This window comes from Pseudotamlana agarivorans, assembly GCF_001642835.1.
Lineage (GTDB): Bacteria > Bacteroidota > Bacteroidia > Flavobacteriales > Flavobacteriaceae > Pseudotamlana > Pseudotamlana agarivorans.
The window spans coordinates 1-10,930 of sequence record NZ_LXEI01000028.1; the positions used below are offsets into that span (position 1 = coordinate 1).

The window sequence follows — 10,930 nt, forward strand, 5'->3', positions numbered from 1 at the left end:
GCTACAATTAGGTACTAATGAGTTTAAATTAAAATATGGTTTTAAAGAGCTCTATGGCACCTCTGTACATAAGTTTTTGATGCAGGAACGCCTAAGAAAATCGAAAATGATGATTCAGTACAGTAGCGAAGCTTTAATTTCTATTGCTCGAATGACAGGTTTTAAAAGTATCGCACATTTTTCTAGAGCTTTTAAAAAACATTATGGATACCCTCCTAGTGAACTGCGAAAAACTCCTTTAGAAGGAAAAAAATGATGGTTTCTGCTTTCATTTATAAATAAATCCCTTAGAGTCAAAAACTTATCCATTAAAGAATAATCAAGTATAGAACGAAAAAGTGTTAAAACTTACTCCTTATCTAGTTCAAAATCCAGGTCAAGTAATACTTTTGGGTGAACATCAAGAGCCTTTGCTAGAGCAATTAATGTAGTAAACGAAAAATTCCTACCTCCATTTTCTATAACACTCAAGCTGCTTTTTGTCACTCTACATTTTGCGGCAATGTCGTCTTGAGATAAGTTTTTTTCCTCTCTAAGCCTTAGTACGTTTTCACCAAAAATTAATTGTCTTTTTTTGTCTAAGTCTTCATTCATAAAATGCTTTTAAACAAAAACACTAATAAATTATCAAAATAATGTTACAAGAACTTGTAACAAAGAGCAATTTTTTATACTTTGCGTTATATTTATATTCAATCTGATATATAGATTAAATATATTTGCAATTCTTCATTAAAATATTTGAAGCAATTGCTTTGAATCTCTTGATAGAAAACTGGTAATTTTTGCAACGAGATGATAAGTAGATTGGCTCACGACCCGGGCGTGGGCTCTCTTATCGTTGCACGGTATACCAGTACCTCTATCAAGATAAGTTGAGTTCCACGCCCATTTTGTTTTCTTACAATATGGTTACTACTTAACAATTCCAAGCATAGCTTAAACCTGAATTGCGATTTAAAAAACCAAATAGAATATGCAAAACACGTTTTGTAAATTAAAACAGATTGGTCTCCTTCCGCAATTTGACATGCAGGGGCTTACTGTGTTTGATATTCTGTTTAACAAAAAACCTAAAAACCCAATATAATTGGGCAATTTTGTTTCAGGAGTGACGAAACAATTCATTTTTCTGGTATTAGTTAGAACACTATTATCCTGAAACTAACGACTTCATATTTTCATGGAATCCAGCCATGACACCATAGCATCAGTACGCTTTAGATTTTCTGCATATACATTATGTGGAGTAAACTTCTATGCCTGATTAATAGCAAAGATTTGAATTAGTCCTTTTGGAATGTGTCACTTATCTCTCCCCAAAAATAGGTGGCACCATTCCATTATTTAACCTTTAAAATAAATGCCTATGAGATAAAACAACATGTAAAAAAACCTCCTATCGCAATATCCAAACTGAATAGGAGGCTAATCGATTAAACAAATAATATTCAACCTAACTCAAAATTATGAAAAATAAACCAATAAGCACGGGAAGGAAGCTACTATGCTGCCTTCTCATATTAGCTTCAACTCCATTAACAACAAATGTTATTGCTCTAAATTATGCCACACTAATAGTCTTAAAAACTTTACAACAAAACGAAGTTCGAGGACAAATAACCGACAATACTGGCATGCCCTTAGCTGGAGTAACTATTGTCATTAAAGGTACTCGTAGTGGAACTACTTCAGATTTTAATGGATCTTTCAGCATATACTCAAAAAGTAATGATGTTTTAATCTTTTCATTTGTTGGCTATAAAACTCAAGAAGTCGCTATTAACGGTCGCTCTAAATTAGATATACAGCTAGAACCAGATATTACCGCTTTAAATACTGTAGAAATTAACGCAGGGTATTATACTGTTAAAGACAAAGAGCGTACAGGAAATATTTCAAGAATTACGGCTAAGGACATTGAAAAAAATAGCATTACAAATCCCTTAGCTGCCATTCAAGGTCGCATGCCTGGTGTTGAAATCACCCAAACATCAGGCATACCTGGCACTGGATTCAGTATAAAAATCAGGGGACAAAACAGCATTCGTGCTGAAGGGAGTGATCCTTTATACATAGTTGACGGCATACCTTATGCTTCATCCCCTTTAGGAGACAGACAGGTATCTGGAGCCATTATTCCAGACTCTGGATTTAGCCCTTTAAATACTATCAATTCAAACAACATAGAAAGTCTTGAGGTATTAAAGGATGCTGATGCTACAGCTATTTATGGTTCTAGAGGCGCCAATGGTGTCGTACTTATAACTACCAAAAAAGGTAAAAACACTCCTTTAAATTTTAACTTAGATTTAAGTTCAGGGCTCGGTAGCATTCCTAACAACGTATCGTTATTAAATACACCCGAGTATATTAGTATGCGAGAAGAAGCTTTTAAAAATGATGGTATTAACTCCTTCCCTGCCAATGCTTATGATGTTAATGGTACGTGGAACCGTCAAAAATATACCAATTGGCAGAAAGAACTCTTTGGCAAAACCGCTTATTTAAATAATATTCAAGCAGGTTTATCTGGAGGCAATGGTAAGACTCGATTTTTAATTAATGGTGGTTATAATAGGCAAACCACTGTACTTGAAGGCGATTTTGAAAACAAAACATCATCGTTCCTAGCTAGTATTAACCACAAAACATTAAACGATAAATTAGCTATTTCGTTTTCAACGAACTACACCAATTTCATTAATATTTTACCGCCTACAAGTTTGGTTAGAGAAGCCATGTTACTTCCACCCAATGCTCCAGATCTTTACAATGATGACGGCTCATTAAATTGGGAAAACTCCACTTGGAATAACCCGCTAAGACACTCGGTAGGAAAATATCAAGCTAATGGTAATACTTTAATTGGAAACCTTGGGCTTACCTACCAAATTACCAATTCTCTTAAATTTAAAACCAATATGGGCTATACTGAAAGTAGCCTAAAGGAAATAAGAACTAGTCCGCATACTCAGTTTAATCCCGCTTATGGGCTTGATAGTAGTGCTTCATCAGCCACCCATAACAATACAGACAGAGCTTCATGGATTATCGAACCACAATTGGATTGGCATAAAGGTTTTAACAACTCACAGATTAACGCTTTAGTTGGACTCACCTTTCAGGAAGAAAAAAACAATAAACTATCACTATTTGCTAGAGGTTTTACTAACAATAATTTTATAGAAAATAGAGCTGCTGCAAACAGCCTTACCATTTTTGACGACTCCCAAACTCAATACCGCTATAATGCTTTTTTTGGGAGAATTAATTTCAATCACAAAAGCAAATACTTACTTAATATCACAGGACGAAGAGATGGTTCTTCTCGCTTTGGTACAGATAAAAAGTTTGCTAATTTTTACGCCATTGGTGCTGCTTGGATTTTCTCGAATGAAGCTTTCATAGAAAAAAGCATTCCTTTTTTAAGTTTTGGTAAACTCCGAGGTAGTTACGGAACTTCTGGAAATGACCAAATTGGTGACTACCAATACCTAGATACCTATAGTTTTAGTAACTCTCAATATCAAAATATCATTGGAATGAGCCCCACAAGGTTGTTCAATCCAGACTTCAGTTGGGAGAAAAACACTAAAAAGGAAATTGCATTGGAACTTGGGTTTCTTAACGACCGTATTTCATTTTCAAGCAGTTATTACCAAAACGTTTCATCTAATCAATTGGTTGGCATACCGTTACCTGGAATCACAGGATTTAGTTCCTTAAATGCTAATCTTAATGCTACAGTTAAAAATAGTGGTTGGGAGTTTCAAATCCATAGCGTAAACATTAGAAATAATTCCTTTAATTGGGAAACTAGCTTAAACTTTACTTTAAATGAAAACAAACTGCTTGAATTCCCTGATTTAGAAGGCTCAACTTATGTAAATACTTTAGTAATTGGAGAATCCCTTAATATTCTAAAACTTTATGAATCTAAAGGGGTTAATCCTCAAACAGGGCTTTTCGAATTTGTAGATTTTAATAATGACGGTATTATTTCAGCTCCTTATGATAAACAGGTTGTTAAAGATCTAAATCCTAAGTACTATGGAGGCCTTAATAACAGTATATCTTATGGCAAATTCAACTTGGAATTCCTTTTACAGTTCACCAAACAAGAAGGGTTAAATTACTTAGCTACAGGTAATATTGTGGGGACTATGAATAATCAACCACAAGAGGTACTAGGCCGTTGGCAAAACCCAGGTGACCAAACCGACATACAACAATTTACTAGTGGAGCAAATAGAGATGCTGTACGAGCTTATTCTAATTTTGCACAAAGCGATGCCGCCATTTGTGATGCTTCTTACATTCGCTTAAAAACACTTTCAATAAGCTTCGATCTTACCTCTTTACAAACCCAAAAATTTGGATGCAACCTATTTCTACTAGGCCAAAACCTTTTAACTCTAAGTAACTATAATGGGCTTGATCCAGAAACTAGAACTAGTAACACCATCCCTCCATTAAGGTTTATATCTATTGGGTCAAAATTCACTTTTTAAATCAACTTTTATGAAAATCATATCTCATTTTTTCGAAAAAATAAAAAATAGCAGAACGCACCTCGTTCTAGCCATACTCTTTTGCTCCTTACTCATAGCTTGTGAGGATTTTCTAGAAATACCGCCTCCTACAAATCAATTAACTGGAGAGCTTGTCTTTGAAGACCCGGCAACAGTTGAAGCTGCTGTAATCAACATTTATACCCAGCTTAGAGACAACACGCTTGTAACGGGAGACATTTCTGGATTACCTTACTTATTAGGGCTTTATACGGATGAACTCATACTTACAGGTAATAACACTTCTTCACGTTTTTTTTATGAAAATAGCCTATTAGCTTCCGATACCACTATCTCTAATATTTGGGACAGTAGTTACAACTTGATTTATGCTTCCAATGCCATTATTGAAGGCTTGGAAAATAACACGGTATTAACAGAAGAAGAAAAATCAAACTTTACTGGTGAAGCTTACTTTATTAGAGCTTTTATTCACTTTTATTTGGTTAACGTTTTTGGTGACATTCCGTATATTAAAACTTCGGATTACCGCGTTAATAGTTCGGTTTATAAACTAAACACAGACCAAGTCTATGAACAAATCATTGAGGATTTATCACTAGCCAAGTCCTTACTTCCCTTAGCTTACACCACACCAGATAGGACGCGTCCGAACCAAGCGGTGGCCTCTGCCTTATTAGCCAGAACTTATCTTTTCAATCAAGATTGGACGAACGCCTTGGATGAATCTTTGGAACTCATTACTAATTTGGATTACACTTTAACCCCAGACCTTAACCAAGTCTTCCTTAATACTACTAAGGAAACTTTATGGCAATTTGATACGGGAATACCTGGTTTTAACACTTTAGATGCTCAAACCTACATTTTCACTAGTGGACCGCCTCCTAATTGTATTCTTTCTGATGCCTTGTTAAATGATTTTGAACCTAATGATAATAGGTTTACAAATTGGATTGCCCAGGTTAGCGATGGGACTACGGTTTGGCACCACGCCTATAAGTATAAATTGAATACTACAACTGGTACTACCCAAGAATGTTCTATTGTGATGCGCTTGGCTGAATTACATTTAATAGCAGCAGAATCTCATGCTCAATTAAACAATATCCCTGATGCTTTAACACAATTAAACCTTATTCGAGAACGTGCCCTTCTAGCCCCTGTAACAGCATCTAATAAAACCGATGTACTAAATGCGATTTATAAAGAAAGACATTTGGAATTTTTTTGTGAAATGGCTCACCGCTTTTTCGATTTAAAACGTACAGGTCGATTGGATACCTCTTTAGAGACTATTAAACCAAACTGGAATACAAACAACCGGTTACTTCCAATCCCAGAATCTGAACTTATTTTAAACCCAAACCTAGAGCCTCAAAATCTAGGGTATTAAAATCAATTCAAATGAATTTGACAAACACATTTAATAAATTAAAAGTGGTCTTAGCTTGCTTGTTTTTGGTCTTCCCAATTGCCCTTTTTAGTCAGAAAACCACAAAACTAAAAGTTACCGAAAATGATTATCATTTGTGGGGTGCTCTCACGAACCACCAGTTATCTTACGATGGTAAATGGGCGTCTTTTACCATGAACTATCAATCTGGGAAAGACACACTTTTCATTAAAAACGTTAAGACTTATGACCTACAGCAAATACCTTTTGGATATCAGGCTGAATTTAATAAGAATAGTGACTGGGTGGCCTATTTGGTAAAAGAACGTGGCATAGCTCTTCTTAATCTTGAAACAAAAGAAAGGAACTTATTTCCTAATGCAAAAAAATACCTCTGGTCTAACAACGGGAGGTATATTGCATTTTATCATAAAAACAAAAACTTATTAATCCACGACCTCGTTAAAGGAGAACATGAAACAATACAAAATGTTCAGGATTTCAGTTTTAATTTTAACGGAAATCTGTTGGCTTTTGTTCAAAATAAAGATAACAAGAACACAGTTAACATCTTAAGCTTAAATAAAAGTATTAAACCCAATTCTATTCATAAGACTTCACAAGTCATTTCTAAATTACAATGGCATGAAAACCTTAATAGCCTTATGTTCTTAGAGGCTTTTAAAGACCCCAATTTTATAGAGGAAAGTCACATTATCTATTATTATGACAAATCACTTCGACATTTTGATCATCGCAAGTCGGCTAATTTTCCTAAGAACACTTTTGTATCAAAGGTTACCATAAATAGCTTATCTGATTTTTTTATTGCCAAAACTAACGACAAGGTCTTTTTTCCGATAGAAAAATGGCATCCTAAATCTAGCCCTCAAAAGGAACGTGATCCTAATAGGTTAGAAATTTGGCATTATAAAGACACCGAAATTCAACCTAGAAAGCAAGCGTTTGAATTTAATAAATCTGGTATCAAACTGGCTTGTTGGAATCTAGAAAATGATGATTTCTTTAAGATCACTTCCCCAGAACACCCTTTTTATATAGCGAATAATAGTCACACACACTTTCTGGTATATAGTCTACAAGATTATCTACCAAGATTTAAATATGGTGGCAAATTCACCGATTATTATTTGATAGATTTAAAAAAGAAAACAACAACGTTATTCTTAAAAAAACAGAATCAAGGTGAACACCTAATCAAATCCTCTCCTAAAGGGAATTACATCAGTTATTTTAGGGATAACCGTTGGTGGATCTATGACGTTCATACTGAAAAACACACGAATGTTTCTAAAAACATTAACGAACCACTTAACAGTAGTTTTTACTATTCAGAATTAAATATTGCCCCGATCAGCTATCCTATTTGGACTTCAAATGATGCCGATTTCATAATTAGTGGCCAACATGATATTTGGAAAGTTAACATCAATAACGGAACTACGGAAAGATTGACCCACGGTAAAGAAAATAATTTGAGCTATACTGTTTATCATCCTGTGAGTAATAATCCTAAAAAAAGGATATCAAAAACAATTAATAAAACACCTCTAAAAGACATCAATAACCTAATTATAAAATCAATAGATTCCACAACTAGGTTTAGAGGCATATATATACTTGATAAAAACAAGGAATTAAAAACTATAGATTATGGTGATAAATTTATAAGTAAATTAATAAAAAGTCATTCTGGCTCTACAATTATGTTTGACACACAAACATTTGACAAACCTTCGAAACTCGTTCTTTACAATAAAGGTAGAACAAAACTTTTTTATCAAAGCAATAAACACCATGATAAATACCATTGGGGAACTTCTAAAATCATTCACTACATGAATTCTAAAAAGGATAAACTTCTAGGTGTTTTATGTTTCCCTCAAAATTATGACCCTAATAAAAAGTACCCGCTTATTGTTAATGTTTATGAAAGACAATCTAGATACTACAACCATTTTTACACCCCTTCATTCTACAGTAATGATGCAGATATTCACACAACATTGAGTCTCAATGATTATTTTGTGCTACTGCCTGATATTGTTATTCAAAATGGGCATCTAGGTACTTCCAGTGCAGATTGTATTATTGCTGCTACCAAAAAGGCCTTAGAAAACCAATCCATAGACCCAAAAAGGGTTGGACTTATGGGACATTCTTTTGGTGGTTATCAAACCAATTTTATAATCACACAAACCAATCTCTTTTCGGCTGCGATTTCTGGATCTGGTTACTCTGAATTATTTTCTTGGTCATTAAGCGTTCTTCCTGGTTTTAATAATAGTCCAGAAATGGATTATTTTGAATTTGGGCAAACACGGATGCAAAAACCATATTATGAGGCTATGGATAATTACCTCGCCAATTCTCCTGTGCATCAAGTTAACACGATTAACACCCCTTTATTAATTTGGTCTGGAAAAGAAGACACCAGAGTACCCTTCCAACAAAGTCAGTTTTTACATTTGGCTTTGAGAAGAATGGAGAAAGAAAACATTTTACTTGCGTACCCAAATGAGTCTCATGTACTTTCCAAAAAATCAAACCAAAAAGACCTTCATAAAAAAATGTTGGATTGGTTTAACCATTATTTAAAGGATGAAAAAGCTAAAGATTGGATGACGCAAATTAACCAATACTAAAAAAAGAAGAGGCTGCTCTTCTAAAGTACAGCCTCTTCAATTCAATAAAATGAATACATAAAAAAATCATCTACTATTGTGGCAGATAAACTTCTCTTGGACACGTTGTATCACTAGGGTTCCATTTCCCATATACCTGTGGAGCAAAGGGATCGTTTCCATTGGTACATACAGGACCTGGAGCTAATGAACAGGCTACAGCCATTTCACATGGAGTTTCATGATCTATATAGCCATTTATAGCGGTAACTGCATCTACTTTCGAGCTTGCCGAAGTAGTAAAAGCACTGGTTACAGCAAAAACAATCGCTACAACCGGAATCAATAATTTAAACTTAATTGTTTTCATAATGATGGTTTTTAAAATTAATATTATGTCCTACTCTTTTATACAGGTTTTCGAACGGATTCCTGTTACGGGCCAGTAAATTGTAAATATCATTTTGGTTTTTATTTTTAACGTGTTACTTAAAGTAATTTGGTTTTATTTCAAAAACATTAAGATTATTTTCTATTAGTGCTACCAAATAGCGATCATATACATAAAAAGCTCTTGGTTTATTTCCATTCAGGTGATATAAATAAAAACTAAGTTCATATTCGTTCTCCTTCCAATTATAAACATCAATAACAGACGCTTGATTGAGCATACGCTTTTCGTCATACTTTCCCAATCGATCAGACTGGATAAACATATAATCCTGATATAAGGCTGCTGACTTATTAATAATAACTGGAGGGGCTTGCATTTGTATTTCTCCAAATTCATTAGGCTTGGATAATTTCAACTGCACCTGACTCACGGTATCGATAGTTTTTCTTCGCTCTATTAGCTCCAGGTTAGAATCCATAACCAAAAATTGATTACGGTAATAATAAACGTATCCTAAATACTTGGAGTGCTGAGAGGATACCATCATACCATCAACATCAAAGACGCCGTCAATCTGCTTTTCTAGTATACCTGGTTTTAATTTTACAGCCATACTATCACCACTTTTCAAAATACCAAGCACGGCCTCCTTTGATGAACCTCGAATGGATTTAAAGTATATTTCATCAGAATTAATGGGGATTGCATGAGAAAAATAAGCGGTGTTTTTCATCCAAAGTGAAGCCGTCCATTTTCCTATTTCACCTCTAAAAACACAGGGAACCATCCCATCCATTACAAAAAAATGAGGTGGACTTAATTTCACTGTTACCGACCTAAATTTTATAGTCTGTGCGTCTAGGTTTATTTTAATATGTACAGTGTCTCTATTTTGCAAATTCACCTTCAATAGATGCAATGGTGCTGTTGAGTTTCCTAAGTAAAGGTGACCTGCATCGTAACCGGCGACATAATACGAGTTATATTTTATATCTAAGTCATACTTTTTAACTATTGGATGATGTGGAAATCGTCTCAAAAACGCATTGTTTCGATGTAGATTCTTTTCGGACATTAAAAACAATATCAATACGATACCTCCACTACATAAACCCGTTATTGTCAGCTTTAATAAAACCTTCCTTAATTTTGATGTTTTATTTTGATTTGACTGATTCTCTAAAATATAAATAGCCCAAATACTTAATATTATAAATCCCAAATTGAAAACAACATGGGTTGTCCACCCCATAGCCTCCAAAACACCACCACAGGAACACGGGATGTAATCACTAAAATTCAAAATAATGACAATGTAAGCTGTGAAAGCTAGCATTAAAGCATAGCTACAATAAAATGCCAATAACTTAAACCGCTCCACTAAAAAAAATCCTGCTATTAGTAATTCCAATAAAGGAACACCCCAAGCTACCCAATCTGCATATGCTGTAACGATTGGTGATTGCCCAAGTTGGATTCTAAATTGCTGAAAATCGTTAAGTTTACTTACGGCCGCATAAATCAATAATACCATATAGAAAACACCTCCTATGAATGGTACTAATTGATTAACTGTTTTTAAACGTGCCATATCTTTTGATTTGATTTGACAAAGTTCGGATGTTCTATTTTTCTCTAAAGGATTAAATCTTGTCTCTAAAGGATTTTTTCCAAAACAGAACGGAATCAATTATGTGTGCATAATTTGTTCCACAAAAACTCATAATATTACTAGCGAGGCATATGGACTAAAGATTGTTTTCCCAACAGCCTTGTAATTGACGGCATTTGTATCGACACTTTGTCAATACATTATAATAATCCCTAAACACTTTTAGGGATATCTTACTTATTTAAAATCTCAGCAACATCTCTATATACTTTTTCAAAGTTGAACTTTAACTCTTCATCATCAAAATAGTTTTGAGTTCTTGGTAAGACTTTTGTTATTGGCTGTAGT

General features: G+C 34.2%; 7 protein-coding genes. 4 read left to right on the plus strand and 3 right to left on the minus strand.

Annotated elements, in window-relative coordinates; genetic code table 11:
• Positions 1–256: helix-turn-helix transcriptional regulator (locus A6I66_RS15995; protein ID WP_157614251.1), on the plus strand; the 256-nt coding region annotated here is incomplete at its 5' end.
• Between the two features lie 92 nt (positions 257–348).
• Here A6I66_RS15995 and A6I66_RS16000 read toward each other — a convergent pair.
• Entirely contained in the window at positions 349–594 is a 246-nt protein-coding gene (locus A6I66_RS16000) for a helix-turn-helix domain-containing protein (RefSeq protein ID WP_067151793.1), read from the minus strand.
• 875 nt (positions 595–1,469) lie between these two features.
• On the opposite strand from A6I66_RS16000, the gene A6I66_RS16005 reads away from it, so the two are divergent.
• The 3 genes from A6I66_RS16005 to A6I66_RS16015 are packed head-to-tail and all read left to right on the plus strand — an operon-like array spanning position 1,470 to position 8,597.
• Positions 1,470–4,514, plus strand: coding sequence for a SusC/RagA family TonB-linked outer membrane protein (locus A6I66_RS16005; protein WP_067151796.1), 3,045 nt, complete (start codon positions 1,470–1,472; stop codon positions 4,512–4,514).
• 10 nt (positions 4,515–4,524) lie between these two features.
• Positions 4,525–5,931, plus strand: a complete 1,407-nt coding sequence (locus A6I66_RS16010; RefSeq protein ID WP_067151805.1) for a RagB/SusD family nutrient uptake outer membrane protein — start codon at positions 4,525–4,527, stop codon at positions 5,929–5,931.
• 11 nt (positions 5,932–5,942) lie between these two features.
• Positions 5,943–8,597, plus strand: a complete 2,655-nt coding sequence (locus A6I66_RS16015) for a S9 family peptidase (protein ID WP_067151799.1) — start codon at positions 5,943–5,945, stop codon at positions 8,595–8,597.
• Between the two features lie 73 nt (positions 8,598–8,670).
• Here the strand turns inward: A6I66_RS16015 and A6I66_RS16020 are convergent, their stop codons facing one another.
• On the minus strand, positions 8,671–8,946 hold the full coding sequence (locus A6I66_RS16020) for a DUF6520 family protein (RefSeq protein ID WP_067151802.1): 276 nt from the start codon (positions 8,944–8,946) through the stop codon (positions 8,671–8,673).
• A gap of 115 nt (positions 8,947–9,061) precedes the next feature.
• Positions 9,062–10,561 carry a MauE/DoxX family redox-associated membrane protein gene (locus A6I66_RS16025; protein ID WP_067151808.1) on the minus strand — a complete coding sequence of 500 codons (1,500 nt, stop codon included), beginning with the start codon at positions 10,559–10,561 and terminating at the stop codon, positions 9,062–9,064.
• Positions 10,562–10,930: the final 369 nt, after the last annotated feature.

What these genes read in the sequence shown, in the direction of transcription:
- A6I66_RS16010 (WP_067151805.1), top strand. Translation starts at nt 4,525, where the DNA reads ATGAAAATCATATCTCATTTTTTCGAAAAAATAAAAAATAGCAGAACG.
- A6I66_RS16025 (WP_067151808.1), bottom strand. Translation starts at nt 10,561, where the DNA reads ATGGCACGTTTAAAAACAGTTAATCAATTAGTACCATTCATAGGAGGT.
- A6I66_RS16005 (WP_067151796.1), top strand. Translation starts at nt 1,470, where the DNA reads ATGAAAAATAAACCAATAAGCACGGGAAGGAAGCTACTATGCTGCCTT.
- A6I66_RS16015 (WP_067151799.1), top strand. Translation starts at nt 5,943, where the DNA reads ATGAATTTGACAAACACATTTAATAAATTAAAAGTGGTCTTAGCTTGC.
- A6I66_RS16000 (WP_067151793.1), bottom strand. Translation starts at nt 594, where the DNA reads ATGAATGAAGACTTAGACAAAAAAAGACAATTAATTTTTGGTGAAAAC.
- A6I66_RS16020 (WP_067151802.1), bottom strand. Translation starts at nt 8,946, where the DNA reads ATGAAAACAATTAAGTTTAAATTATTGATTCCGGTTGTAGCGATTGTT.